The organism is Pseudomonas sp. H3_C08, from assembly GCF_054669455.1.
Genome location: NZ_CP162803.1, coordinates 2915224 through 2942151, shown reverse-complemented (window position 1 = coordinate 2942151; position 26928 = coordinate 2915224). Strand labels below are relative to the sequence as shown.

Sequence of the window (26928 nt, the reverse complement as noted above, 5' to 3'; positions counted from 1 at the left end):
TTGGCGCCACGCGTCGGCCAATAGATGTCTCGGCGCCACAGATCAAGAGAGTGAGTAATGGGCGCACAGTGGAAGGTTAAACACAAAGAAGCGGCAGCCAACGCCAAAGGCAAGATCTTCGGCAAATTGGTGAAGGAAATCACCATCGCTGCCCGCAACGGTGCCGATACCACCACCAACGCACACCTGCGTCTGGTGGTCGAACAGGCCAAGAAAGCCTCGATGCCAAAAGAAACCCTCGATCGCGCGATCAAGAAAGGCGCCGGTCTGCTGGGTGAAACCGTGCAATACCATCGCGTGACCTACGAAGGGTTCGCCCCGCACCAGGTGCCGCTGATCGTCGAGTGCGTGACCGACAACATCAACCGTACCGTCGCCGAAATCCGCGTGGCGTTCCGTAAAGGCCAACTGGGGGCTTCCGGCTCCGTGGCCTGGGACTTCAACCACGTCGGCATGATCGAAGCCTCGCCGGACACCCCGGACGCCGATCCGGAAATGGCCGCGATCGAAGCCGGTGCTCAGGATTTCGAGCCGGGCGAAGACGGCGCAACGCTGTTCCTGACCGACCCTACCGACCTGGATTCGGTGCAGAAAGCGCTGCCAGAGCAGGGTTTCACCGTGCTGTCGGCCAAGCTCGGCTACCAGCCGAAGAACCCGGTCAGCGGCTTGAGTGACGAGCAGATGGCTGAAGTTGAAGCGTTCCTCGAAGGCCTCGACAACCATGATGACGTGCAGGACATGTTTGTTGGCCTGGCGGGCTGATCGGCTGCGTCAGTGATGGCCACATCGCGACCAGGCGCAGGCCTACAGGCCAGAGGTGAACACATCATTTGTGATCACCACCGTCCACTGTAGGAGTGAGCCTGCTCGCGATTGACCGCGCAGCGGTCACAGATTCTCAAGCTGCCGCATGACCTCAGCAAACCCCGGCCGCGCCAGCACATCCGCCTGACAGCAACTCCGCTCCAGCTCTTCAAGCACCGCACGCAGTTCATCACTCAACCCCGAGTCGACGCGCGCCAGCAACTCACCCAGCAAAATCCCGAACGCGCGCACTTCGATGCGTTGCAACGCGCGCGTTTCCAGCGTGTCGTCGACAGCATGGAACGACGCCCCGCCAAAATCCCCGAGCAGGCAATCGCCGCGCTCGTTCAACAGAATGTTGTGCCCGTAGAGATCGCCGTGGGTGATGCCTTGCTGATGCAAGTGTTCGGCTGCCGAAGCGATGCCTTTGGCAATGTTCAGCGCGACCTCGGCACTGAACCGGCAATCATCGGCGTACACATCCCGCGAGCAGGACGCCAGGCTGGGCAGGTCGGCGAGGTTGCGGAACGACGAATCGATCAACTGCATCACCAATCCTTGCTGGCCGTCGGGATGGCCACTGATGCGTCCCTCGACGCGGATCAGATTGGGATGCAGGCCGGCGGTGATACACGCATTCATTTCGTGCAGCGGCGAGCCGTCGCTGGTCATTTCACCTTTGTACAACTTCACCGCAACCGGTATCACCGAACCATCGTCGCGTTGCCAGTTCGCCCGGGAAATCACCCCCGAGGCGCCTTCACCCAAGCGTTGCTCCAGACTTAGCGCAGACCAGGGGATCTGTGCCGTCGCGTCGAGCGCGGCGGCGTCCGCCTCGGTTTCCAGCGGGTTACCGGCGTAGGCCAGCCAGGTCAGGCTCGGCAGCGCGAGCAGCCACTGCGGCAGCTCGGTCAGGCGGTTGGCGGAGATGCGTAACAGCTCCAGACGATGGCAGTTGCTCAGCGAGGGTGGCAGCGCTTGCAGACGATTGCCGGACAGCATGAGCTTTTGCAGGGCAGGGCGCTCACCGAGTTCGCTCGGCAGGCTTTCAAGGCAGTTGTCGGTCAGGATCAGCCAGCGCAGCTGTGGCGGCAGGGCTGCGGCGGGTACGTTGACGATGCGATTGGCTCTGAAGCCGATCATCGTCAGCGCCGCGCACTGGCCGAGGCAGGTCGGCAGTTCGGTAAACGGGTTGTCGGAGCAGAACAGCACCCGCAGGCGCGTCAGACGGTGCAAGTCATCCGGCAGGCGGCTCAGGGCGTTGCCGCTGAGATTGAGGATTTCCAGGGTGTCGGCCAGATCGAAAATCTCGCGCGGGAATTCGGTCAGGCCACAAGACAGATCCAGTCGAGTGATGCCCGACAACTCGCCGGCGCGCAATTGAGCAAGGGTGTGCATGTTGGGGTTCGCTATTGATCAGGTGCGCGCCGCTGGGGCGCTGGGAATGGGCGACATGATAACGGCAAAGCCCGGGTTTGAATTGGATAGGCGGCGAAACTTCAGTTGCCCTTGGTGGGAGCGAGCCTGCTCGCGAAGGCGGAGTGTCAGAAGCTGATGTTTTGACTGATAGGGCGCTTTCGCGAGCAGGCTCGCTCCCACAGGGGAATGGCGTGCTCAGATCGTCCCGTGCACTTCTTGCAACTGCCCCAACCGACTGCGCGTGCGCGCCAGGTCAATGGCCTGGCCATCCAGGCTTTCACGCAAGGGCAGTCGACCGAGTAGCGTCAGGTGCTTGTCCTGGTCGTACAGCACGTCGATCAGGTTGATGAAGCGTTGTTGCGCGGCGATCGAGCACTCCGCCAGTTCCGGCAGATCATCGATGATCCAGCGGTCGAAACGGCGACACAGTTCCAGATAATCCATCACCGCCGTCGGCTGTTCGCACAGATCGTTGAAGGTAAAACCGACACGCCGCTTCTCAAAAAAACGCGCCTGAAACTGCCGGGTGCCGACCGTTAGCGCAACGGCCGGTGCCTCTGCAGGTGGCAGATCCAGGGCCGTGCGTTGTGCTGGCGTCGCCGGCCACACGTAATGTCCCTGGGTGAATATCTGGTGTGCAGAGTGACGCGTCTGGCTGCGGTAATCATGCGGGCCGCCGACTTCCATCACCTGCATGTGCGTATTGATCAGTTCGATCACCGGTTTGAAGCGGGCGTGATAAAGCGGATTGGGCAGCAAACCCTCAGGCGCATAGTTGGAGGTCACCAGCAGCAGAATCCGTCGTTTGAACAACGCCTTGAACAGCCGGGTGATCAGCATGGCATCGCCGATGTCATGCACATGAAACTCGTCGAAACACAGCACCCGACAATCTTGCAGCAGTTCGTCGAGGGTCACTTCGAGGGCATCGTCCTGCAGGCGATGGCTGAACATGCCCTGATGCAATTGCGCGAAAAACTGATGGAAATGCAAGCGTCGTTTCTGAGTGATCGGCAGCGCCTGGAAGAAGCCGTCGAGCAGCCAGCTCTTGCCACGCCCGACGGCGCCGAACAGATACAGGCTTGGCGCGGTTCGGCTGTTGGCGGCCAACAGCAGACTGGCCTGCTGCGCCATGCACTCAATGACGCGCTGCTGGCTGTGGCTGAGGGTGTAGCCCTGACCGCTGGCCTTGTGTCGGAAGTAATCGCGGATCGACTGGGCGCTGGCGTCATGCCCGGCGCCGGCCGGCAAACCCTTGCCGAACCAGCGGCGCAACGCCGGCCAGCGCTGGATCAGTCGCGATCGTTTCGGCGGGTGGGCAGGCACTGTCGGCGTCTCCGTGTTCGTCAAAACCGGCTCCCGGGAGCGCGGCGATGTAGTGTAACCAGACGCCGAGATGACCAGCCACCGCGACGTGTCGACAGTGGGCGGTTATTGAACAAATTTGTGCGGCACGTACAGCCTTTTTTAGCGACATGGCTCGCCCCGTTGCCAATCTTTCGAAACATATCCCGGCCGATCCATGGATCCAATCGACTGGCGGAATCGTCGACCGTTGCTAACCTCAATCACAGAAACGACGTCGCAAGCGATCACTGACAAGGAATGGCGCAGTGAATGTACATGGGGTTATGGGGCTGTTGGGTGTGCTCGCTGCACCTGTCTATTCGGCGGATCTTCAGGTTGAAGTGCGCGTCGATGTGCAACGCGGCTGCCAGTTGATCGGCCAGCAGCGCAACGCTGGCATTGAGCAACTGGGCGTGCTTGATTTCGGCAGCACTGCACGTCTCGATGACCCGGCCGGGCCTTTGGCAGCGGCGCTGACCAATCAACGCCTGCCACGGCTGGAGTGCAATCCGGACACGCCGTACCAGATGCGTGTCGACGGCGGCTTGCATGGTGGTGTCGGGGAAGTTCGCTATATGGTCGGTTCAACAGGCAGTAAACCGATTCCGTACCGCTTGTATCAGGACGCGGCGCGCCGGGTGCCGCTGGTGGTGGATGTTCCGGTCAGTGGGCGGGTGCCGGACAGCGGCACGGTGGAGTTGCCACTTTACGCGCGGATCGAGCGCCTGGCTGAGGTGCCGCAGGTCAGCCGTTATTCGGATCTGGTCAAGGTGACGGTCACCTGGTGAGTGTGGTTTCAAGGCAGCCGCTGGACGCGGGTGCGCAAGGAAGGCGTTCGATGATGAGCGCGGTGATCGAATCAGCGTAAAGGAGCAGGGACGGGCGCAATGACAGGTAAACACTGGATGGTGGTGGCAGCGGGTACGCTGGCATTGCTCGCAGACGAGGCGCAAGCGGCGGTCAGCGGGCAGATCAATGCGCGGCTGATCCTGATTGCCGGCTGCGAAGTCACCAATACCAGCACACCCGACAGTCCGCTCAGCGCCCTCGGCACCCTCGACTTCGGCCTTCAGGGGCCCACCTGGAACGCGCCGATCAAGGCCAGTCTGGACGGCGACAGCAGCGGCAAACTCAACGTCGCCTGCAATCCCTCGGTCACCGGTTTCACCGTCACCATCGACGGCGGCACCCACGGTGACGGCAATACCCGGCGCCTGAGCAACGGTCGCCAGACCCTCCCTTATCAGCTGTTTGTCGATCCCTCCGGCGTCCGGAGTTACAGCATCGGCCAGCAACACAATTTCGCTGTCACCAGCGGTGCGCAGATACCCATTCCGGTATTTGGCACGGTGGTGGCGAATACCCGTGCGGTACCGGCAGGGGTCTATACCGACACCCTGACGGTGACGCTCGACTGGTAACCCCGTAGAGGACGGACACCATGCGTATGTTTGCATCAAGGATAGGTTTGTCGTTGCTTGGCCTGGCGCTGGTTTCCAGTGCCAACGCCGCCACCACGGTCACCGGCCAGATCACCTCCAGCCTGATTCTGATCAGCAGCTGTCAGGTCAACGGCGCTGGCGGTTCCACCGGGCTGAACTTCGGTGCGTTGAACTTCGGCACTGCCAACAGCCTGTTCACCACCGCCACCGGGCAGGTGTTGGGCGGGGGCGGCGGGGCGTTGTCGATTCTCTGCTCCAGCGGCACCACGCCGACGGTCAAGGTACGCGCGGGCTCCCACGACGGAATGTCACCGGGTGGCACGCGGGCGCTGTACGACGGCGTTGCCAATTACGTGCCGTACGACTTGTACACCGATGCCGGGCACTCGCAACTGCTGGCGATTGACGGGACGATCAACCTCGCCGCCAGTACCGGTGTCGCGCAGACAGTGAACATCTACGGTCAGGCAGTGGGCAAGGCCGGTTTGCCGGCGGGGACGTACACCGACACTGTCGCCGTCGAACTGACGTTCTGATGCCATGCGCCGCCATGGCTGTGCCGCGCTGCTCCTGCTCTGCGCAGGCAGTGCGCCGCTGCCGCTGACCGCAGCAACGAGCCAGAGCTTTCAGGTCAGTGCCACGGTCACTGCCGGGTGTCTGGTGGTGGGCGGGGTGTCGAATTATGGCGGGCTGAATTTCGGTTCGCGTTCGGCACTGGCCACCGGCACCGTGCAGGTCGCGCTGACGGGTGGGGTGCAATTGCAATGCACGCCGGGCGTGACGCTGAACATGAGCGTTGATGGCGGCCAGTACAACAACAGCGGCCGGCACATGCAGGTCAACAGCGGCACTGCGCGGGTGGCGTATGCGCTGTTTAGCGATGCGGCATACAGCCAGAGCCTGGGCATCGGCCAGAGTGTGGCGGTGGCCTACAGCGATGCGAACAACATCAGCCTGCCGATTTACGGTCAGGTGCAATTGCCGGGCAATCAGCCTGGGGGGACGTACAGCGACGTGTTGCAGGTGCAACTGTCGTGGTAAGGCGAAGTTGAATGGCCGACAAGGAGCAGGTTTATGGGGTCAGTTACGTCACGGTATTCGTTCGTGCGCTGTGCGATGTGGACGCTGGTCATGCTTGGGGCACGTCAGGCACACGCGGCGAGTTCGGTGCTGATCTGGCCGATCGATCCGGTGCTGGAGGCTGATCAGCAGGCCAGTGCGCTGTGGCTGGAGAATCGCGGCAGCGAAACCGCCAATCTGCAGATCCGCGTGTTCGGCTGGAGCCAGAGTGGTTTCGCCGAGCAATACCAGAACCAGCGCGACGTGATCGGCAGCCCGCCGGTGGCGAAAATCGAGCCGGGACAGAAACAATTGGTGCGCCTGACCCGGACAAAGGACGTGCCGCCGGGGCAGGAGCTGGCCTACCGGATCATCATCGACGAAATTCCTTCCGCACAACCCGCGACCGCTGACGGAGGCAAAACCGCCGCAGCGATCCGCTTCCAGATGCGCTACTCGGTGCCGTTGTTTGCCTATGGTGCCGGGCTGTGGAGCAAGGAAGACAGCAGCCGCGCGCGTGATCCCAAGGGTGTCGGCCTGCCGCAATTGAGCTGGCGCACGGTGGCCGTGGACGGCCGGCCCTATGTGGAAGTGCGTAATCAGGGCGCGGTGCATGCGCGACTGACTGACGTGGCAATCAAACAGGCGGGGCAGAGCAGACCGCTTGCCGAAGGGCTGCTGGGGTACGTGCTGCCGGGGGCGGTAATGCGCTGGCCGGCACCGGGGCCGTTGGCCGGTGATTCGGCGTTGCAGGTGCGGGTGAACGGCGCGCCGCAGGTGCAGAGCATTACACCTGCCAAGTGAGTGAGTCGTAGCGCAGTTATCTGACGTCGGCTAAAGCGGTATCAGGGAGGATTCAGTCCATTGACGGACGTAAAACGGGTATGAGCCCAGGACGGGTTCGTCGTATTCAGCGTCCGTTGTGGCTCATCACCGGCGCGTGTTGCCTGATGTTCGTTCAACCATCCGGGGCCGGCGATCTGCCGCCGCCACCGAGCGGCATGGAGGCCGTGAGTGATGCACAGTTGTTTCTGGAACTGGTGGTCAACCAGATGAATACCGGACGCGTGGTGGCGGTGCAGCAGCGCGACGGGCGCTTGTTCGTGCCAGTGACCGCGTTGCGCGAGACCGGCATGAAACTGTCCGACAACCTCGGCGCCGAGGTCGATCTCGACAGTCTGACGGGGCTGCACAGTGATTACGACAGTGTCGGTCAGCGCCTGCTGCTGGACGTGCCGCCGGACTGGCTGCCGGAACAGTTCATCGGCAATCGCCAGGCTTACCCGCGCACTCCGGCGCTGAGCAGTTTCGGCGCGCTGTTCAACTATGACCTGTACCTCAACGACACCGACGATGCCGGCACTTACCTGGCGGCGTGGAACGAAGTGCGGCTGTTCGACAGCTGGGGCACATTGTCCAGCACCGGGCAATACCGGCGTACGTTGTCTGGTGACTCGCTCAACACGCTGGACAACGGTTACCTGCGTTACGACACCACCTGGCGTTACTCCGACGACGAGCGAATGCTCACCTACGAGGCCGGTGACGTGATCAGCGGTGCGTTGCCGTGGAGCAGTTCGGTGCGTTTGGGTGGCGTGCAGTTTTCTCGGGATTTTGCCGTACGCCCGGATCTGGTGACGTATCCGTTGCCACAATTTGCCGGTGAAGCGGCGGTGCCGTCCTCGGTGGATCTGTTCATCAATGGCTACAAGTCCAGCAGTGCAGACTTGCAGCCGGGGCCGTACACACTGACCAATATTCCGTTCATCAACGGTGCGGGCGAAGCGGTGGTGGTGACCACCGATGCACTGGGTCGGCAGGTGTCGACCACGGTGCCGTTCTATGTCACCAGCACGTTGTTGCAAAAAGGCTTGAGCGATTTTTCCGTGGCGGCCGGTACGTTGCGCCGCGACTATGGCTTGAAGGATTTCAGTTACGGCCCGGGTGTCACCTCCGGCAGCCTGCGTTACGGCGTCAGCGACAGTTTTACTCTGGAGAGCCACGCCGAAGCGGCCGATTCGCTGACACTGGGCGGCCTCGGCGGCAACCTGCGGCTGGGTAATTTCGGTGTACTCAATAGTGCCCTGAGTCAAAGCCGCTTCGACGGCGAGGGCGGTCAGCAATTGAGCCTGGGCTACCAGTACAGCAATCAGCGCTTCAGCTTTTCCTACCAACGCCTGCAACGTCACGATCAATATGCCGACCTGACCGTGGTCGACAGCCCCTACATCAGCCTGAGTCGACGCAGCGAACAGGCGACCTTAAGCCTTAACCTTGAGCGTTGGGGCAGCCTCGGCGCCGGTTATTTCGATGTTCGTGCGGCGGACGACTCGCGCACGCGGCTGCTCAACCTCAGCTGGAGCAAACCGCTGTGGCGCAACAGCAGTTTTTACCTGTCGGCCAACCGCGAAATCGGCGACAGCAACTGGGCGGTGCAGGCGCAACTGGTGATTCCGTTCGATCTGCGTGGCAGCCTGGCGATCAGCAGCGATCGCAGTAAAACCGGGCAGAGCCAGCAACGGGTCAACTACAGTCGTGCGGTGCCGACTGAGGGCGGCGTGGGTTTCAACCTCGGCTACGCCAAGGGTGATGGCGCCGATTATCGCCAGGCCGACGTCACCTGGCGGCTGCAATCGGTGCAGTTGCAGGCCGGTGTCTACGGCACTTCCGACGCCGAAACCCGTTGGGCCGACGCCAGTGGTTCGCTGGTGTGGATGGACCGTCAGGTGTTCGCCGCCAACCGCATCGACGACGCGTTTGTAGTGGTCAGCACCGATGGTTTCGCCGACATTCCGGTGCGCTACGAAAACCAGCAGGTGGGTCAGACCGACAAGAACGGTCATCTGCTGGTGCCGTGGAGCAGCGCCTATTACCGGGGCAAGTATGAAATCGACCCACTGAATCTGCCGGCCAATGTGCGCAGTCCCAATGTCGAACAACGCATCGCGGTAAGGCGCGGTAGCGGATATCTGCTGGAGTTTCCGCTGGCCCGGGTGATTGCCGCGAGCATCGTGCTGGTCGACGCGCAACAGCGCGAACTGCCGCTGGGCGCGGGTGTGTTGCATGAGCAGAGCGGTACGCGGACGGTGGTCGGTTGGGATGGGCTGGTGTATCTGGAAAACCTGCAGGCGCAGAACTCGCTGCAGGTCACGCTGGCCGACGGCAAGACCTGTCAGGCGCAGTTCAGCGTCGATATGAATCAGGACCAGGTGCCGCTGATTGGCCCGTTGGTGTGTCAATGATCGGCGCACGCTTGCTTCTGTTGCTGGCGCTGATGCTGCCGGGGGCGGCGCAGGCTGCGTGCTCGGTGGTCAGCACCACGCCGGCAGCATTCGGTACGCTCAGTTCGATCGCCGTGCGCACGACGTCGCAGCCCAGCTCCACGCTGAATGCAGGTTTGAGCTGTACCGGTTCGCTGCTGTCCCTGCTGACCAGCAACGACCACTTCTGGGGCACCGTTTCTTCGACTCAAAGTGGTCTGGTCGGGCCGACCGGAGATGTCATCAGTTACACGGTCTACGCCAACAACAGCACCAGCTACCCGCTGACGCGTGGCACGGCCTACGACTTTGCGCGCAACGGCATCATCGATGCCTTGGGCCTGCTCAACGGTACAACGCCGAAAACCGTGCCGCTGTATCTCGGCACAACCATTGGCAGCAACGTCGCCGCCGGGGTGTACACCGAGACCCTGAGCATTTTCTGGAATTGGAATTACTGCTCGGGGATTGGTATTGGTTCTGTCTGTCTTGGGCGCGACATCGCCAGTGGCACGACCTCGTTGACGGTGAACATGACGGTGTCCAACGACTGCACGATTACTGCGCCGAACATTGCGTTCGGCAGCGCTCCGGTGATCAGTGCGTTCACCCCGGTGACCGGGCAAACCATCAATCTGGCCTGCACCAAGGGCAGTGCCTATACCGTGGGGCTGAGCGACGGGCAGAACGCGGTGAGTGTCGGCGGCCGGCGACGGATGATTTCCGGGAGCAATTATCTGGCCTACGACATTTTCAAAAGTGCCGGCACCACGCGCTGGGGCAGTGTCGGCGCGGCGCGGCGGGCGAGTAGCGATGCCGAGGTCAATCCGGGTAACGGCTTGGGCACGGGCAGCCAGATCTTCAACTACAACGCGAAAATCTACACCGACCAGAGCACGCCGCCTGCAGGTACTTATCTGGACAATGTGGTGCTCGACGTAGGTTTCTGAGCCTGACGCTGATCCCTAGTGGGAGCGAGCCTGCTCCGGGCGGCGTTCCGACGAATGCAGTGTGTCATTCAGCAAAGATGCGACTGATCCAGCGCCTTCGTCGGAACGCCGCCCGGAGCAAGCTCGCTCCCACAGGGGAAAGGTGGTGTTCTCAGAATGGCAGTGATTGCTTGAGCTGTTGCGCCGCCGGTGTATCGACCGGGCTGACCATCGCGTAGTTATAGCCACCACCTGACCAGTACTGGGCCTGCAAATCTCCGTCACTGCGCGTGCCACGCGGCAAAAAGGTGTTCTTCGGCCCCGGCGGGCGCACGTAGAAACTCACCTTGTGGCCACTGCCATCCTCATACATCACCATCGCTGCCGGGCCTTCGTCGGTGCTGAGCAGGCGTCCACTGACCGGTTCAAACCCGGCCGCCTTCAGATCTGGTAAACGACTGGCCCGAGTGAAATAACGATCGAGCCAGCGCTGCATGTCGCCATCACTGTCGACCTTGTAATCGGCTGGCAACATGCCTTGCTGGGCAATCAGGCGATAGGCTTGCAGGGCGTCGGTCATTGGCAACATGGCCGGGCGCACAAGGGTCATGTCCCGGGCCTGCCAGCCACTGAAACCGCCGAGGCTGACCGCGATCAGCAACACCGCAGCACTGGCCAGATGACGACGCGACTGGCGCTGACGGCGCTGGCGAATCATCGCTGGGTCAAGCGCTGGGTTGGCCGGTTGCTGCAACGCGCCGCTGAGTGCCGCGCGCAATTGCTGGGCATCCTGTTGCCAGGCGCGAACCTGCGCCGCTTCGTCCGGGTGACTGGCCAGCCAGGTGTCCAGCACACGCCGGTCGGCGTCGCTGAGCTGGTGGTCGACATAGGCGTGCAGATCACGCTCGGTGGGAGGCAGGCTGATCATTTGAGTATCCGCAAAGAAGGGCTGCTGATTTCGCCGTCGCTGAGTTGGCGCAGGGCCTGGCGGGCGCGGGACAGGCGCGACATCACGGTGCCGATCGGGGCGCCGAGAATCTCGGCGACCTCTTTATAGGAAAGGCCTTCCACTGAAACCATGAGCAGCAGCGCGCGCTGTTCGCTGGGCAGTCGGTCGAAGGCTTGCAGGGTTGACTGAGCGATAACGGTGCGCTCCACCGAGGGTTCGGCATCGTCGCGACCGGTGAAGAATTCGAGCATTCGCGCATAACGCCGCGAGCGCCGGTGGGCGTCGAGAAACTGCCGATAGAGGATCGCGAACAGCCAGGCACGCAAGTCGCCGTCGGCGCGTTTGTCGCCCCAACTCGACAGGGCACGCTCCAGACAGGCCTGCACCAGATCGTCAGCACTGCTGCTGTTGCGCGTCAACGACACGGCAAAGCGGCGCAATCTGGGAATGATTTCTCTCAACTGTTCGTCGAATTCGCTCATGAAATTCTGCTAGTCACTACGCTGTGGACTAGGGAGACGCCCGCCGTTGGAGGTTATTCCACGTTCGGAAAAATAAATACCGTTGTGTGGAATAAACCCGGATGAGGCGCGTCTTGCTGATTCTTCCTACTTGTGGCCATTGGCCCTGGAGTCCTTCATGGTTGATCGCACCTCACCCAACGCTTCACCGCCTGGCGGGCCGCAGCGCCCGCCACTGAGTGTCGCGAGCCTGATATTGCGTCTGGGCGGCATTGCCGTGGTAGTCGCTGCGGTGGCCGGGGCGTTTGCCTACGTTCACGGTAACTTCGACCCACAACGCCTGACGCCAAAGGCGCTGGTCGATGTGCTGGAGAAGAACAATGGCGTGCATCCCGGGTTTCGTCGTAATCACGCCAAAGGCGTGTGCGTGATCGGGCATTTCGAAAGCAGTGGTGAGGCACGGGTATTCTCCACCGCGCAGGTGTTCAACGAGCCGCAGACTCCAGTGGTCGGGCGTTTTGCGCTGCCGGCGGGCAATCCCTATGCACCGGACAGCAGCGTGCCGATTCGCAGTCTGGCGTTGCGGTTCACCCAGGCTAACGGGCAGCAATGGCGCACCGGGATGAACAGCATGCCGGTGTTCCCGGTCGGTACGCCTGAGGCGTTTTATCAATTGCAACAGGCGCAATCGCCAGATCCGGCCACCGGTAAACCTGATCCGGCGAAGGTTCCGGCGTTCTTCGCCGCGCACCCGGAAACCGTGCCGTTTTTGACCTGGGTGAAGACAGCCAAACCGTCGGCCAGTTATGCCACCGAAACCTATAACAGCGTCAACGCGTTTTATCTGGTCGACGCCAGCGGTAAAAAACAGGCCGTGCGCTGGAGCATGACACCGTTGGCGCGCGATGCTGCGGGCGCCAGTGCGCCTGAGGGCGGTGATTTTCTCGAGAAAGATCTGGTGCAACGGTTGTCGTCTGCACCGCTGCGTTTTCAGTTGAATATCACTCTGGCCAATCCCGAGGATCCGGTGAACGACGCCAGCAAGACCTGGCCCGAGGGGCGCAAAGTGTTGAACGCCGGTACGCTGGTGCTGGAAAAGACCCAGCCGCAATTGAGCGGCGAATGCCGGGACATCAACTATGACCCGCTGGTGCTGCCGGCCGGGATTCAAGGTTCCGACGACCCGTTGCTCGCGGCGCGTTCCGCCGGTTACGCCAATTCCTACTTGCGTCGCACCAGCGAAGTCAGTCAGTTGCCCGCCGCCAAACAGGAGGCTCGTCCATGAGCACTCAACCGACGCATTTCGCCCTGTTGGCGCGGCTGCTGCACTGGCTGATGGCGCTGATGATCATCGCCATGCTGTTTATCGGCGCCGGCATGGTCACCTCGGTGTCCGAGCGGCATGAATGGCTGATCCATCTGCACAAACCGCTGGGCATTGCGATTCTGGCGCTGGTGATCGTGCGTTTGCTGGTGCGGCTCACCACGCGCCAGCCACCGTTGCCCGCCGATCTGCCGGGCTGGCAAGTACTGGCGGCCAAGGCGTCCCATCTGCTGCTTTACGCGTTGATGCTGGTGTTGCCGTTGCTCGGTTGGGCGATGATCAGCGCTTCTGGTGAACCGGTGATGCTCAGCACAACGTTGCAGTTGCCAGCGATCGTTCCGGCCGATGCGCAGTTGTTCGCGTTTCTGCGCAAGGCTCACGGGTATCTGGCCTATCTGCTGTTCCTGACGGTGCTGCTGCACCTGGCGGCGGCGTTGTTTCATGGCTGGGTCCGCCGCGACGAGGTGCTCGACAGCATGTTGCGTGGTCGCGATCGCAGCTAACCCGTTTGCGTGGCGCATCGTAGCGATGCGCCGCGTTTCAGGGTCAGCCACCAGTACGCCAGCGCCACGGCGTTGATGCTGGCGCCGAGCAGGCACACGCCGATCCAGCCGGCCCACGCGTACATCGCGGTCGAGCCGATGGAACCGAGCGCACTGCCGATCGAATAGAACAGCATGTAACCGGCGGTGAGACGGCTTTGCGCTTCGGGGCGCACGCTGTAGATCATGCTCTGGCTGGTGACGTGCACGGCTTGCAGACCCAGATCCAAGGTGATTACGCCGAGCAGCAATGCCCACAGCGAGGATTGAGTCAGGGCGATCGGCAACCATGAGGCGAGCATCAGTAACAGCGACAGACCGCTGACCCATTGCCCCAGACCACGATCAGCCAGATGACCGGCCCGTGCGGCTGCCAGTGCACCCGCAGCACCTGCGAGTCCGAACAGACCGATTTCACTGTGCGACAACGACAACGGTGGCGCGGCCAGCGGCAGCACCATCGGCGTCCACAGCACCATCGCACTGGCAAAAGTCAGCAATGCGAGGATCGCGCGTTGGCGCAGTACCGGTTCTTCTTTGAACAGGCTGAATACTGAGGCGATCAGGGCGGCGTAAGTCGTAATCGGTTGCGGGACCTCATCCTTCGGCAGAACACGCAACAGCAGCAACGCCATCAACAGTGTCAGCCCGGCTGACAGCAAGTAAATCGCTCGCCACCCAGCCAAATCGGCCATACCGCCGGCAACCGTGCGTGCCAGCAAGATGCCGACAACGATGCCGCTGGTGACCACCCCGACCACGCGCCCGCGTTGGGCCGGGATTGCCAGCGTCGCGGCATAAGCTACCAAGACCTGCGTCACTACCGCGAGCAGCCCTGTCAAGGTCATGCCAAGCAACAGCCACGCACTGTTGGGCGCCAGCGCGATCATCAACAGCGCCGCTGCCGACAGCAGGGTTTGAGTAACGATTAATCGGCGTCGATTGAGCAGATCACCGAGAGGGACCAGTAGCACCAGTCCGATGCCGTAGCCGATTTGCGTCAGGGTGATGACAATGCCGATGGTCGCCGGCGACATCGCAAACGCCTCGGCCATCGCGTCCAGCAATGGCTGGGCGTAATACACATTGCCCACGGCCAGACCGCAGGCCACGGAGAAAAGCAAAACGGCACTGCTCTTTAGAGGTTTCATTTCCCGCATCCTTTTAGGTTTCAAAATAAAACCTTGTGTACGGTATTGATTCGGGTTTTATTTTGCAACCTGTTTGCGCAAGATGGTGAATGGCGGAAAACAAAAGATCGCAGACAAGCTGCGATCTTTTACAGAACGGAGGAGGGGATCAGCGCAGGGTATCAACCATGTCAGCGATGGTGGTCAGCACGTCTTTGCCCAGCTGTTTAGAGCGTTTACCCGACCAGCCGGTGACCTTGTCGGGATGGTCGTCGTGATCCTTGAACGGCATTTCCAGCGTCAGCGACAGGCAGTCGTATTTCTGGCCGACGCTGTTGCACGCCAGGGTCATGTTGGCCTGGCCCGGTTCGTCGCGGGTGTAGCCGTACTTGGTCTGGAAATCTTTGGTGGTGTGTTTCAGGTGATTGCGGAAATGCTCTTCGAGCTTCTCGATACGCGGCGTGTAGCCCGGATTGCCTTCGCAGCCGGCGGTGAATACGTGAGGAATGGTTTCATCGCCATGGGCGTCCAGGAACAGATCGACGCCGTACTTTTCCATTTGCTGCTGGACGAAGAGCACCTCGGGACTGATCTCCTGGCTGGCGTTCTGCCAGGCCCGGTTCAAATCCTGGCCCATGGCGTTGGTGCGCAGATGACCATGGAACGCGCCGTCCGGATTCATATTCGGCACCAGGTACAGATCGGCACTGGCGAGCAGCTTGTTCAGCACCGGATCATCGTGCCTCTCCAGGCGCTCGATCACGCCTTCCATGAACCATTCGGCCATGTGCTCGCCGGGATGTTGCTGAGCGATGATCCAGATTTTGCGCTGGCCTTCAGCGCCAGTGCCTTTGCGCAGCAATTGAATGTCGCGACCTTCGACACTTTTACCGGTCGCCAGTAATTCGGTGCCGGCCTTGCTCAGCGCCTGCTCGATCAGCCAGTCGTGACGGCCACGGCTATAGGGTTCGAAGTAGGCGAACCAGGCATGGGTCTGCGTGGCCTCGAGGCAAAAGCGCAGGCAGTCGCCCTCGTAAATAGTTGGCACGCGGAACCAGTTGACGTGATCGTAGGACGCTACGGCCTGATAACCGGGCCAGCCCTTGCTGTACGTGGATTGGCTGGCATTGTTCAGGCGGAACCAGTGTTCCTGGCCGACATGCAGGCCGCTGGCCTTGAAGTGAAACCACTGGAAATGCGCGCTGCGAGTATCTGGACGAATGGCCAGAACCGGATTGAGTGGATTGCTGATGTCGATGACTTGGATGTTGCCGCTGTCGAAGTTGGCGCTGATGTCGAACGAAGATTTGGCCACGGTCATAATCGATTCCTGAATATGATTTTTATGGCCGTTACTGTACACGCAGGCAGGGCTGAAACCGAGGGGAATTGCGGTGTGTGGCGGGGGGCGTCCTCCATGACGCGCAAGCAGCTTAGAGACTGTGCGATTGATTCTCAAGTGCTAATTGGCATTAGTTTGCCCCAATGCGGCCGGGCTTCGCTTGCCAACCAATATTCTTTTGATATTATCCGCGCCATCGAATTTGCAGCACCTAAAGACTTCATTAGCCTGAAGCCATAAGCCTGAAAAACGGGCAAAAAAAAGACCCGGCAAAAAGCCGGGTCAAAAACCGTGATTAGCCTGATGAGGAGATAGTCCAGAAGACCGACCTAAGGTCTCTGGTCCATCGACTGATCTCGCGACCAGTTGCTTGCAATAATAATCATTATCATTTGCAAGTCAAATGTTTTTACCTGCTCGATTGGAAAATTCTTTCCCGTCCGCCCGCACTTCCGTTTCTCAGGCTTCATCGCCATCGAGTGAATGGTCGACCATCGCGCGCGCCATATCCACCATATGCACCACTGAAAATGCCAGATCGCGACTCGCGCCTTGCAGATTTTCGGCTGCCTTGAACGCCGTGGCTGCCGCGCAGCGCAGCAGGTCCGAGGCGTGCACCAGGGCTTCCTCGCCACTGAGATGGCGCCTGACATCGAAAAAACGCTCGTCGACCTCAGGTTCTGACACAGCTGGTTTCAAGTAGTAGTCCAGCGCTCGTTGCGCCGCCGCATTGCCTTGGGGCGAGGTGAAGGTGGTGTCCATTTGCAGATCGGGCAAGTCTTTGCTGCTGATATTCATGATGAGGGGGCACTCCTTGGTCGATTGAAAATCCGTGCCTTCAGAATAGTACTCTGTGTAGTTGTGACGAGAATTTAAATACTACAATATGTGTTTTGCTGGCCGAAGGCGTCCACGTAAGGTGCTGCACATGGATAAATGGATTGAGTTGGTCAAGGCCAAGATGAGTGAACTCAAAATCACTCAAACAGAGCTCGGAGAGCGCGTCGGCATGTCCCAGGGCGGGATCGGCCATTGGCTGAACAAGCGTCGCGAACCCGGTATCACTGAAATGAACCGGGTGCTGCAAGCGCTGGGCATGGATTTCCTCGAAGTGGTGCTGGTGATCCGTGAACCGCAACCCACGTCCGAGGACGAGATGCCGCTGGCGCAGAAGTACAACCCGTACTTCCGTTACCCGGTCAGCGATTGGCAGACGACGTGCGAAGTGCGTGAAAGCGATCCGGCGTCCTACGACAAGGCAGCAGGCAAGCAGCGCTTCGAATTGACGGATTACCACGCGCGCGGCCCGGCGTTCTGGTTGACGGTGACGGGAGATTCAATGACCGCACCCAGTGGCCAGAGCATTGCCGAAGGCATGCTGATTCTGGTCGACCCGGCCGCCGAAGCGCTGCCCGGTAAACTGGTGATCGCCCAGTGGCTCGACAGTACGGAGGCGATTTTTCGCAAACTCGACGAAGAGGGCGGCCAGCGTTACCTGGTGCCGCTCAATCCGACATGGCCGAAAGCCCTGCTGACCGATGAGTGTCGAATCATCGGTGTTGTGGTGCAGGCAACGGCGCGTTACTAGTCAGATCGATCCTCGCCAGGCGCAGGATCGATCCTCCCGTTCATACTTCTTCCAGCTCAACCAAAGCGCTGCCTTCGCCAACCATTTCACCTTCCTGGCAATACAGCGCTTTGATCACCCCGGCATGCGGCGCGCGGATGCTGTGTTCCATCTTCATCGCTTCCAGCACCACCAGTTGCGCACCGGCCTCAACCGATTGCCCGGCCTCCACCAACACGCGGACAATGCTGCCGTTCATCGGCGCGGTCAGGCCGCCCTGATGACTGTGGCTGGCTTCGATGGCGCTGATCGGATCGTATGTTTCGATACGGCGCAACTCACCTTCCCATTGCAGGTACAGCGCATCGCCCTGGCGAATCGCACGCAACGTACGACGAACGCCTTCGTGCTCGACGATAAGTGCTTCGCCGGACAGTCTGGCGTGGTCGGCAGCATTCAGCGTCAAGGCGCGATCCTGCCCCTCGCAACTCAAATGCAGGGTGATTTCCGGCGGCAGCCCCGCACGCAAACCGCTATTGAGCGACCAAGGCGAAGCAGGGTCATCCTGGCGTGCGAGTTGTGGCAGGCTCTGCGCCACCGCTTGAGCCGCCGCCGCCCAGAACGCGTCGCTCAGCGTGCCCGGTGCAGGCAGCAATTGCTCCTGGTAACGCGGAATAAACCCGGTATCCAGTTCCGCCGCCGCGAACGCCGGGTGCGCAATGATCCGCCGCAAGAAGTTGATGTTGGTTTTCAAACCGCCAATCGCAAACTCGTCGAGCATGCTCAACAAGCGCAATCGAGCCTGTTCGCGATCCTCGCCCCAGGCAATCAGCTTGCCGAGCATCGGGTCGTAGAACGGCGAAATTTCATCGCCTTCTTCAACCCCGCTATCCACCCGGCGCCCTGGCCCTTCGGCCGATTCGCGATACAACGCCAGACGTCCGGTCGCCGGCAGGAAGTCATTCGCAGGATCCTCGGCGTACAAGCGCACTTCAATCGCATGGCCATTCAACGGCACTTGTTCCTGAGTGATCGGCAGTGCTTCACCACGAGCGACGCGGATTTGCCAGGCGACCAGATCCAGGCCAGTGATGGCTTCTGTCACCGGGTGCTCGACCTGCAACCGCGTGTTCATCTCCATAAAGAAGAATTCACCGCGCGCATCCAGCAGGAACTCCACCGTACCGGCGCCGACGTAACCGATCGCCTGTGCCGAACGCACCGCTGCTTCACCCATCGCCCGCCGCAGTTGCGTGGACAGGCCGGGTGCCGGCGCTTCTTCGACGACTTTCTGATGGCGCCGTTGAATCGAGCAATCCCGTTCATTGAGGTACAGGCAGTTGCCATGCTGATCGGCGAACACCTGGATTTCCACGTGACGTGGCTTGAGCAGGTATTTCTCCACCAGCATGCGCGAATCGCCGAACGACGACTGCGCTTCACGTTGAGCCGAGGCGAGGGCTTCGGCCAACTGGCTGACGTCCTCGACCACTTTCATGCCTTTGCCACCACCGCCGGCCGTGGCTTTGAGCAGCACTGGATAACCGATGCGTTCGCAGGCATCGCGGAAGGTGTCGAGATCCTGCGCTTCGCCGTGATAACCCGGCACCAGTGGCACACCGGCGGTTTCCATCAGTGCTTTGGCGGCGGATTTGCTGCCCATGGCATCGATGGCCGAGGCGGGCGGGCCGAGGAAAATCAGCCCGGCCGCTTCGATGGCACGAGCGAACCCGGCGTTTTCCGAGAGAAACCCGTAACCCGGATGAATCGCCTGCGCGCCACTGGCCTTGGCCGCTGCGATCAGCTTGTCGATCTGCAGATAACTGTCGGCGGCTTTGCTGCCGCCCAGGTCCACGCGAATATCCGCTTCCCGGCTGTGCCTCGCCTCACGGTCGGTGGCGCTGTGCACGGCAACCGTGGTCAGGCCCAAGGCTTTGGCGGTGCGCATCACGCGGCAGGCGATTTCGCCACGGTTGGCCACCAGCAGGGTGGTGAGAACAGGTGCGCTCATCAACGCGGCTCCTTGGTGGTGGTTGCGGCTTGCCAGCTCGGCGGACGTTTTTGCAGAAAGGCGCGCAGGCCTTCCTGACCTTCAGGGCTGACGCGGATACGGGCGATGGCATTTTCGGTGTAGCGGCGCAGCGCCGGGGTTAGCGCGCCGTTACCGACTTCACGCAGCAAGTCCTTGCTGGCACGCATGGCGGCGGGGCTGTTGAGCAGTAAATTGTTGATCCACTGTTCGACTTGCTGATCAAGTTCTGCCGCCGGATAGCTCTCGGACAACAAACCGATTTCGCGCGCACGTTGTCCGCCGAAACGCTCGGCGGTCAGCGCATATCGACGCGCAGCGCGTTCGCCGATGGCTTGCACCACGAACGGACTGATCACCGCCGGCGCCAGACCGATGCGCACTTCCGACAAGCAGAACTGCGCGTCATCGGCGCCAATCGCCATGTCACAGCAACTGATCAGCCCCAGCGCGCCACCGAACGCCGCGCCTTGCACCACGGCCACTGTGGGGATCTTCAGCTTGGCGAGGTTGTACATCAGCTCTGCCAGTTCACGTGCGTCGTCGAGGTTGGTGTGGTAATCGAGTTCGGCCGATTGCTGCATCCACGCCAGATCAGCGCCGGCACTGAAGTGCTTGCCACGACCACGCACCAGCAGGAAACGCAGGCTGGCGTCGCTGGCGACTTTGTCCAGCGCGAGGATCAGCTCGCGGATCATCTCGGCGTTGAAGGCGTTGTTCTTTTCTGCGCGGTTGAGCCACAGCGTTGCAAAACCGCGTGGGTCGCTGTGCAGTTCGAGGGTGTTGAAATCGCTCATATTCATCCGTCTCCACGGTTCTTGTGGGAGCGAGCCTGCTCGCGAAAGCGTTGTATCAGTCGACCTATCCGCTAGCTGACAAACCGTATTCGCGAGCAGGCTCGCTCCCACAAAAAATCACATTCGGAACACGCCGAAGCGGCTCGGTTCGATAGGCGCGTTCAGCGACGCGGACAAGGCCAGGGCCAGCACATCGCGGGTCTGCGCCGGGTCGATGACGCCGTCGTCCCATAGCCGTGCGCTGGAATAGTAGGGGTGACCTTGCTCTTCATACTGGTCGAGGATCGGTTGCTTGATCTCGGCTTCCTGCTCGGCACTGAAGGCCTGGCCACTGCGTTCAGCCTGTTCGCGTTTGACCTGCACCAACACGCCCGCCGCCTGCTCGGCGCCCATCACGCCGATCCGCGCGTTTGGCCACATCCACAGGAAACGCGGGTCATAAGCGCGGCCGCACATGCCGTAGTTACCGGCGCCGAAGCTGCCGCCGATGATCACGGTGAATTTCGGCACCTTGGCGCAAGCCACCGCTGTTACCAGTTTCGCGCCGTGTTTGGCGATGCCGCCGGCCTCGTATTTCTGACCGACCATGAAGCCGGTGATGTTCTGCAAAAACAGCAACGGAATACCGCGCTGGCAGGCCAGTTCGATAAAGTGCGCACCTTTCTGCGCGGCTTCGGCGAAGAGGATGCCGTTGTTCGCCAGAATCGCGATCGGGTAGCCGTGCAGATGCGCAAAACCGCAGACCAGCGTGGTGCCGAACAGCGCTTTGAATTCATCGAACACCGAACCGTCGACCAGTCGCGCAATCACTTCGCGCACGTCGAACGGCTGCTTGGCGTCGGCCGAAACCACGCCGTACAACTCGTCGCTGGCGTACAGCGGCGCAATCGGCGCGCGTTGCTGCACGTCACCGAGTTTGCGCCAGTTAAGGTTGGCGATACTGCGGCGGGCGAGGGCGAGGGCGTGTTCGTCGCTCTCGGCGTAATGGTCGGCGACCCCGGAAATCTTGCAGTGCACATCGGCACCGCCCAAGTCTTCGGCGCTGACCACTTCACCGGTCGCGGCTTTCACCAACGGCGGGCCGGCGAGGAAAATCGTCGCCTGATTGCGCACCATGATCGCTTCGTCCGCCATTGCCGGTACATACGCGCCGCCGGCAGTGCACGAGCCCATGACCACGGCGATCTGCGGGATGCCCATCGCGCTCATGTTGGCCTGATTGAAGAAGATCCGCCCGAAGTGCTCACGATCCGGAAACACTTCGTCCTGACGCGGCAGGTTGGCGCCGCCCGAATCGACCAGATAGATACACGGCAGACGATTCTGTTGCGCGATGGTTTGTGCACGTAGATGTTTTTTCACGGTCAGCGGGTAGTACGAACCGCCCTTAACCGTCGCGTCGTTGGCGACGATCATGCATTCGACGCCTTCAACCCGGCCGATCCCGGCAATCACACCAGCGGCCGGAACGTCTTCGCCATACACGGCGTGGGCGGCCAGTTGGCTGATTTCCAGAAATGGCGAACCTGGATCAAGCAAGCGGTTGATGCGTTCACGAGGCAACAGTTTGCCGCGTGAGGTGTGGCGTTCCTGGGCTTTCGCGCCGCCGCCCTGCGCCACTTGGGCGAGCAGGGTGTGCAGGGCGTCGACCTGTTTGAGCATCGCCGCGCTGTTGGCGGCGAACTCCGCTGAACGAGGGTTGAGCTGAGTGTGCAGGGTAGCCATGGCCAGCTCCGTTTAGCGGGTTTCGTTGAACAGTTCGCGACCGATCAGCATGCGACGGATCTCACTGGTACCGGCGCCGATTTCGTACAGCTTGGCGTCACGCAGCAAGCGGCCCGCCGGGAATTCGTTGATGTAACCGTTACCACCGAGAATCTGGATCGCGTCGAGGGCCATTTGCGTGGCGCGCTCGGCGGTGTAGAGGATCACTCCGGCGGCATCCTTGCGGGTGGTTTCGCCGCGCTCGCAGGCCTGGGCCACGGCGTAGAGGTAGGCGCGACTGGCGTTGAGCTGGGTGTACATGTCGGCCACTTTGCCCTGGATCAGCTGGAACTCGCCGATGCTCTGGCCGAACTGTTTGCGGTCGTGGATGTATGGAACGATCAGGTCCATGCACGACTGCATGATCCCGGTCGGGCCGCCGGAGAGCACGACGCGTTCGTAATCGAGACCGCTCATCAACACTTTGACGCCGCCGTTGAGCACGCCGAGGATATTTTCTTCCGGCACTTCGACGTCATCGAAAAACAGCTCGCAGGTGTTGGAGCCGCGCATGCCGAGCTTGTCGAATTTGTTGCTGCGGCTGAAGCCTTTCCAGTCGCGTTCGACGATGAACGCGGTGATGCCGTGCGGGCCTTTTTCCAGATCGGTCTTGGCGTAGATCACGTAGGTGTTGGCGTCAGGGCCGTTGGTGATCCAGGTTTTGCTGCCGTTGAGGACGAAATGGTCACCGCGTTTGTCGGCGCGCAGTTTCATCGAGACCACGTCGGAACCGGCGTTCGGCTCGCTCATGGCGAGGGCGCCGACGTGTTCGCCGCTGATCAGCTTCGGCAGGTATTGGGTTTTTTGTTCGTGGTTGCCGTTACGGTTGATCTGGTTGACGCAAAGGTTGGAGTGCGCGCCGTAGGACAGGGCGACCGAAGCCGAACCACGGCTGATTTCTTCCATCGCCACCACATGCGCCAGGTAACCCAGGCCAGCGCCGCCGTACTCTTCCGGCACAGTGATGCCGAGCAGGCCCATGTCACCGAATTTGCGCCACATGTCGGCGGGGAACAGGTTGTCGCTGTCGATCTGCGCGGCGCGCGGAGCGATCTCCTTGGCGACAAAGGACTGAACCTGATCGCGCAACATGTCGATGGTTTCACCGAGGGCGAAGTTCAGGGAGGGATAGCTCATGGGTCACCTTTTGGCTTTTTTGTAGGGTGGGGAGGGCGGTCACTCAGCTCTCACCTTTACGTTAACGTAAGCCTGCGATGGATGGCTGTCAATCACCCTTTACGTTAACGTCAACTTAGGCGAGAGTAGGGGCAGTTCAAGATTGAAACGGAGTAGGCCTCGTGGGAGCGAGCTTGCTCGCGAAAGCGTCAGATCAGTCAACACGACGGATGTTGAATCTGCTGGCCTCTTCGCGAGCAAGCTCGCTCCCACAGGGGTTAAATCCGGCAAAACCCACTAATAAAGACAATAGGGGTCGTCATGGATCAACCCAGTGCAAACCCGCAGCGCAGCTACACCCGTGGCTCACAGGACAAAGCCTTGCTGGCACTGACCATCGGGCAGAAGTTCGATCACACCGCCGCGCAATACCCTGACAGTGAAGCGCTCGTCGTGCGCCATCAGCAACTGCGTTACTCCTGGCGACAACTGGCCGATGCGGTGGACCTGCACGCCAGAGCGCTGCTCGCCCTGGGTTTGCAGGCCGGCGATCGCCTCGGTATCTGGGCGCCGAATTGCGCGCAGTGGTGCATCACCCAAGTTGCAACGGCAAAAATCGGCGTGATCCTGGTCAACATCAACCCGGCCTATCGCAGCTCCGAACTCGAATACGTGCTCAAGCAATCCGGCTGCCAATGGCTTGTCTGCGCCGGGGCGTTCAAGTCCTCCAACTACCACGCCATGTTGCAAGGGTTGGTGCCGGAACTGGCCGAGCAATCCATCGGCCAACTGCGCAGCGAAAGCCTCCCCGAACTGCGCGGGGTAATCAGCCTTGACGCGCAACCACCGTCAGGTTTTCTGCCGTGGTCGCAACTGGCCGATCTGGCCACCAGCATCTCTCCCGATCAACTGCGCGAACGCAGCGACAGCCTGCACTTCGATCAACCGGTGAACATCCAGTACACCTCCGGCACTACCGGTTTCCCCAAGGGTGCGACCCTCAGCCACTACAACATCCTCAATAACGGCTACATGGTCGGTGAAAGCATCGGCCTGACCCCGCGTGATCGTCTGGTGATCCCGGTGCCGCTCTACCACTGCTTCGGCATGGTCATGGGCAACCTCGGCTGCATCACCCACGGCAGCACGATGATTTACCCCAACGACGCGTTCGACCCGTTGTTGACCTTGCAAACCGTCGCCGAAGAAAAAGCCACCGGCCTCTACGGTGTCCCGACCATGTTCATCGCCATGCTCGATCAGCCGCAACGCGCCGAGTTCGACCTGTCGAGCCTGCGTACCGGGATCATGGCCGGTGCGACGTGCCCGATCGAAGTGATGCGCCGGGTCATCAGCGAGATGCACATGAGCGAAGTGCAGATTGCTTACGGCATGACCGAAACCAGCCCGGTGTCGCTGCAAACCGGGCCGACCGATGAGCTGGAATTGCGCGTGACCACCGTCGGCCGCACCCAGCCACAGCTGGAAAGCAAGATCATCGACGAAGCCGGCAACCTCGTGACGCGCGGCACCATCGGCGAACTGTGCACTCGTGGCTACAGCGTGATGCTCGGTTACTGGAACAACCCGCAGGCCACCGCCGAAGCCATCGATGACGCGGGCTGGATGCACACCGGCGACCTGGCGAGCATGAACGAGGAGGGTTACGTCAACATCGCCGGGCGCAACAAGGACATGATCATTCGTGGCGGCGAGAATATTTACCCGCGTGAGCTGGAGGAGTTTTTCTTCACCCATCCGGCCGTGGCGGATGTGCAGGTGATCGGCATTCCGTGCTCGCGTTACGGTGAGGAGATTGTTGCCTGGATCAAATTCCACCCCGGCCACAGCGCCTCGGAGCTGGAGCTGCAAACCTGGTGCAAGGAACGTATCGCGCACTTCAAGACGCCTCGGCACTTCAAGTTCGTTGAAGAGTTTCCGATGACGGTGACGGGCAAGATCCAGAAATTCAGGATGCGAGAGATCAGTATCGAAGAACTACGCGAAAAGCAGGCCTGACACAAAACCCCTGTAGGAGTGAGCCTGCTCGCGATAGCGGTGTACCAGTCAATATTTTCATCGACTGACACGACGCTATCGCGAGCAGGCTCACTCCTACAAGGGATATGTGTTGGAAAGAGGAATCACAGAAAGCACAAAGGGGAGCCGAAGCTCCCCTTTAATTTTGTCGTCGCGTGCTCTTTTTTATTATTGAGGGTCGGTCTGTTGTTGTTTTTGGCAACCGTGGCCCTTTACCGCTGTTTTTGGCGACCCCCATCCGGGGTCAAGAGCAAACGTATTTTTTTGAGCGCTGATCTACTTTCTCGCTAAGCGATCCAACCGATTCGGGGGCTACCTGAAGGTAGTTTTATTGTTCTCTGCCCGGTTGCGGGTCACTCCTGAGAGCACCCTGAAAAGCACACCTTCTCCAAAAAAATCTGTTAGCTGCGTCTCTGCCGTGTTGTTTTTGTTATGTCAGAGTCGGTACGTCTTATTTTTATTGGTTTGCTGCTTTTTATTCTTGTTATGCCATAGAGATAGCAGAAGCCATGCCAACTTTTAAAAAGCCTTATAAATCAATGTCTTGAGAATTTCAGCAAATTTTCACTCTAGCGAAACCAGACAATTTGTTTCCGTGTTACTCGCTTGAACCCACATTCCGGACACAGCGGTAACACCTTCCCCCCTCACTGTGCGCTACGAGCCTTGGCCACGCGCGAACCGCTCGGGCGACCGAGCACCGCACTGATCTGCTGACCCGCAGCAATCAAGGCGTCCAGGTTGATACCGGTCTCGATACCCAGGCCGTTGAGCAGGTACACCACATCTTCAGTAGCAACGTTACCGCTCGCGCCTTTGGCGTACGGGCAGCCGCCGAGGCCCGCGATAGAGCTGTCGAACACCGAGATGCCCTCGAGCAGGCTGGCGTAGATATTGGCCATGGCCTGCCCATAGGTGTCGTGGAAGTGCCCGGCGAGCTTGTCCCGTGGTACCTGCGCCGACACCACTTCGAACAAGCGCCGAGTCGCGCCCGCAGTGCCAGTGCCAATGGTGTCGCCCAGCGAAACCTCGTAGCAGCCCATCGCATACAACTCGCGGGCGACCATCGCCACTTGTTCCGGCGCGACCGTGCCTTCATATGGGCAACCGAGCACGCAGGACACGTAACCGCGCACGGTAACGCCGTGCTGTTGCGCCGCCTCCATGATCGGTGCGAAGCGCGCCAGGCTTTCGCTGATCGAGCAGTTGATGTTGCGCTGCGAGAAGGCTTCGGAGGCGGCAGCGAACACGGCGACTTCCTTGACCCCAGCGGCGATGGCATCTTCGAAGCCACGCAGGTTCGGCGCCAGTGCGCCGTAGGTCACGCCGGGTTTGCGCTGGATCTGTGCAAACACTTCGGCCGAACCCGCCATCTGCGGGACCCATTTCGGTGAAACGAAACTGCCGACTTCTATATAGCCAAGACCGGCAGCGCTGAGTGCATCGACCAGTTGCACCTTGTCGGCGACGCTGATCGGTTGGGCTTCATTCTGCAGGCCATCGCGCGGGCCGACTTCGATCAGGCGTACTTGGGAGGGGAGGGACATGGCGGTTGACCTGCTCTTTTGAATTCGTGGAGAACCCCTGTAGGAGTGAGCCTGCTCGCG

The 26928-nt window shown here is 60.7% G+C and carries 25 protein-coding genes; 13 read left to right on the top strand and 12 right to left on the bottom strand.

The features are described from left to right. Positions 1–57 precede the first annotated feature (57 nt). Positions 58–762: a YebC/PmpR family DNA-binding transcriptional regulator gene (locus AB4N74_RS13455; protein WP_099756686.1), complete on the top strand. Its 705-nt coding sequence runs from the start codon at positions 58–60 to the stop codon at positions 760–762. A gap of 126 nt (positions 763–888) precedes the next feature. Here the strand turns inward: AB4N74_RS13455 and AB4N74_RS13450 are convergent, their stop codons facing one another. Together AB4N74_RS13450 and zapE are read right to left on the bottom strand one after the other, a co-directional pair. Next, complete coding sequence (locus AB4N74_RS13450) at positions 889–2202, bottom strand: leucine-rich repeat-containing protein kinase family protein (RefSeq protein ID WP_460100710.1); 1314 nt, start codon at positions 2200–2202, stop codon at positions 889–891. Between the two features lie 216 nt (positions 2203–2418). Beyond that, a complete protein-coding gene (gene zapE / locus AB4N74_RS13445) occupies positions 2419–3549 on the bottom strand; it encodes a cell division protein ZapE (RefSeq protein WP_257355573.1) in 1131 nt (376 codons plus the stop codon). Positions 3550–3854: 305 nt separating this feature from the next. On the opposite strand from zapE, the gene AB4N74_RS13440 reads away from it, so the two are divergent. From AB4N74_RS13440 to AB4N74_RS13410, 7 genes are all read left to right on the top strand, one after another. Beyond that, a complete protein-coding gene (locus tag AB4N74_RS13440) occupies positions 3855–4358 on the top strand; it encodes a Csu type fimbrial protein (protein ID WP_093434104.1) in 504 nt (167 codons plus the stop codon). A 99-nt stretch (positions 4359–4457) separates the two neighbouring features. Beyond that, entirely contained in the window at positions 4458–4991 is a 534-nt protein-coding gene (locus AB4N74_RS13435) for a Csu type fimbrial protein (protein WP_093434107.1), read from the top strand. Between the two features lie 20 nt (positions 4992–5011). Then, positions 5012–5548, top strand: a complete 537-nt coding sequence (locus tag AB4N74_RS13430) for a Csu type fimbrial protein (RefSeq protein WP_064389251.1) — start codon at positions 5012–5014, stop codon at positions 5546–5548. 4 nt (positions 5549–5552) lie between these two features. Continuing rightward, positions 5553–6053 carry a Csu type fimbrial protein gene (locus AB4N74_RS13425; RefSeq protein WP_099756683.1) on the top strand — a complete coding sequence of 167 codons (501 nt, stop codon included), beginning with the start codon at positions 5553–5555 and terminating at the stop codon, positions 6051–6053. Between the two features lie 33 nt (positions 6054–6086). Then, complete coding sequence (locus AB4N74_RS13420; protein ID WP_460100704.1) at positions 6087–6875, top strand: fimbrial biogenesis chaperone; 789 nt, start codon at positions 6087–6089, stop codon at positions 6873–6875. An 80-nt stretch (positions 6876–6955) separates the two neighbouring features. Next, positions 6956–9313 (top strand): fimbria/pilus outer membrane usher protein, encoded by a 2358-nt coding sequence (locus AB4N74_RS13415; RefSeq protein WP_460100701.1) that lies wholly within the window; start codon positions 6956–6958, stop codon positions 9311–9313. Further along, positions 9310–10281, top strand: a complete 972-nt coding sequence (locus tag AB4N74_RS13410; RefSeq protein WP_320337571.1) for a Csu type fimbrial protein — start codon at positions 9310–9312, stop codon at positions 10279–10281. Before AB4N74_RS13415 ends, AB4N74_RS13410 begins: the two co-directional genes overlap by 4 nt. A 151-nt stretch (positions 10282–10432) precedes the next feature. On the opposite strand, the gene AB4N74_RS13405 is transcribed toward AB4N74_RS13410, so the two are convergent. Together AB4N74_RS13405 and AB4N74_RS13400 are read right to left on the bottom strand one after the other, a co-directional pair. Then, complete coding sequence (locus AB4N74_RS13405) at positions 10433–11188, bottom strand: anti-sigma factor family protein (RefSeq protein ID WP_093434121.1); 756 nt, start codon at positions 11186–11188, stop codon at positions 10433–10435. Then, positions 11185–11691 (bottom strand): sigma-70 family RNA polymerase sigma factor, encoded by a 507-nt coding sequence (locus AB4N74_RS13400; RefSeq protein ID WP_007917263.1) that lies wholly within the window; start codon positions 11689–11691, stop codon positions 11185–11187. The genes AB4N74_RS13405 and AB4N74_RS13400 overlap by 4 nt, the downstream gene beginning before the upstream one ends. Positions 11692–11848: 157 nt before the next feature. Between AB4N74_RS13400 and AB4N74_RS13395 the strand changes: the two genes are divergently transcribed. Together AB4N74_RS13395 and AB4N74_RS13390 are read left to right on the top strand one after the other, a co-directional pair. Next, on the top strand, positions 11849–12955 hold the full coding sequence (locus AB4N74_RS13395; protein WP_320337573.1) for a catalase family peroxidase: 1107 nt from the start codon (positions 11849–11851) through the stop codon (positions 12953–12955). After that, positions 12952–13497: a cytochrome b gene (locus tag AB4N74_RS13390; RefSeq protein WP_093434126.1), complete on the top strand. Its 546-nt coding sequence runs from the start codon at positions 12952–12954 to the stop codon at positions 13495–13497. Before AB4N74_RS13395 ends, AB4N74_RS13390 begins: the two co-directional genes overlap by 4 nt. Here AB4N74_RS13390 and AB4N74_RS13385 read toward each other — a convergent pair. Next, positions 13494–14687 (bottom strand): MFS transporter, encoded by a 1194-nt coding sequence (locus tag AB4N74_RS13385; protein ID WP_099756677.1) that lies wholly within the window; start codon positions 14685–14687, stop codon positions 13494–13496. The genes AB4N74_RS13390 and AB4N74_RS13385 overlap by 4 nt on opposite strands. A 148-nt stretch (positions 14688–14835) precedes the next feature. Then, entirely contained in the window at positions 14836–15987 is a 1152-nt protein-coding gene (locus AB4N74_RS13380; protein ID WP_095050788.1) for a M14 family metallopeptidase, read from the bottom strand. 96 nt (positions 15988–16083) lie between these two features. Between AB4N74_RS13380 and AB4N74_RS13375 the strand changes: the two genes are divergently transcribed. Continuing rightward, positions 16084–16248, top strand: a complete 165-nt coding sequence (locus tag AB4N74_RS13375) for a hypothetical protein (protein ID WP_156685516.1) — start codon at positions 16084–16086, stop codon at positions 16246–16248. Between the two features lie 219 nt (positions 16249–16467). On the opposite strand, the gene AB4N74_RS13370 is transcribed toward AB4N74_RS13375, so the two are convergent. After that, positions 16468–16806, bottom strand: a complete 339-nt coding sequence (locus AB4N74_RS13370; protein WP_093434137.1) for a DUF6124 family protein — start codon at positions 16804–16806, stop codon at positions 16468–16470. Between the two features lie 130 nt (positions 16807–16936). On the opposite strand from AB4N74_RS13370, the gene AB4N74_RS13365 reads away from it, so the two are divergent. Further along, the gene (locus AB4N74_RS13365) at positions 16937–17596 is read left to right on the top strand and encodes a LexA family protein (protein ID WP_320337575.1); all 660 of its coding nucleotides are present in this window, start codon (positions 16937–16939) and stop codon (positions 17594–17596) included. A gap of 40 nt (positions 17597–17636) precedes the next feature. On the opposite strand, the gene AB4N74_RS13360 is transcribed toward AB4N74_RS13365, so the two are convergent. The 4 genes from AB4N74_RS13360 to AB4N74_RS13345 all read right to left on the bottom strand — a co-directional run bounded on the left by AB4N74_RS13360 (position 17637) and on the right by AB4N74_RS13345 (position 23302). After that, positions 17637–19586, bottom strand: a complete 1950-nt coding sequence (locus tag AB4N74_RS13360; protein ID WP_460100693.1) for an acetyl/propionyl/methylcrotonyl-CoA carboxylase subunit alpha — start codon at positions 19584–19586, stop codon at positions 17637–17639. Then, positions 19586–20401 carry a gamma-carboxygeranoyl-CoA hydratase gene (locus AB4N74_RS13355; protein ID WP_093434145.1) on the bottom strand — a complete coding sequence of 272 codons (816 nt, stop codon included), beginning with the start codon at positions 20399–20401 and terminating at the stop codon, positions 19586–19588. The genes AB4N74_RS13360 and AB4N74_RS13355 overlap by 1 nt, the downstream gene beginning before the upstream one ends. A gap of 117 nt (positions 20402–20518) precedes the next feature. Continuing rightward, the gene (locus AB4N74_RS13350; protein WP_414926371.1) at positions 20519–22126 is read right to left on the bottom strand and encodes a carboxyl transferase domain-containing protein; all 1608 of its coding nucleotides are present in this window, start codon (positions 22124–22126) and stop codon (positions 20519–20521) included. A 12-nt stretch (positions 22127–22138) separates the two neighbouring features. Further along, a complete protein-coding gene (locus AB4N74_RS13345; protein ID WP_093434150.1) occupies positions 22139–23302 on the bottom strand; it encodes an isovaleryl-CoA dehydrogenase in 1164 nt (387 codons plus the stop codon). A 300-nt stretch (positions 23303–23602) separates the two neighbouring features. On the opposite strand from AB4N74_RS13345, the gene AB4N74_RS13340 reads away from it, so the two are divergent. Continuing rightward, entirely contained in the window at positions 23603–25300 is a 1698-nt protein-coding gene (locus AB4N74_RS13340) for an AMP-binding protein (RefSeq protein WP_460100690.1), read from the top strand. Positions 25301–25968: 668 nt separating this feature from the next. Here AB4N74_RS13340 and AB4N74_RS13335 read toward each other — a convergent pair. Further along, a complete protein-coding gene (locus AB4N74_RS13335; RefSeq protein ID WP_093434157.1) occupies positions 25969–26868 on the bottom strand; it encodes a hydroxymethylglutaryl-CoA lyase in 900 nt (299 codons plus the stop codon). Positions 26869–26928 lie beyond the last annotated feature (60 nt).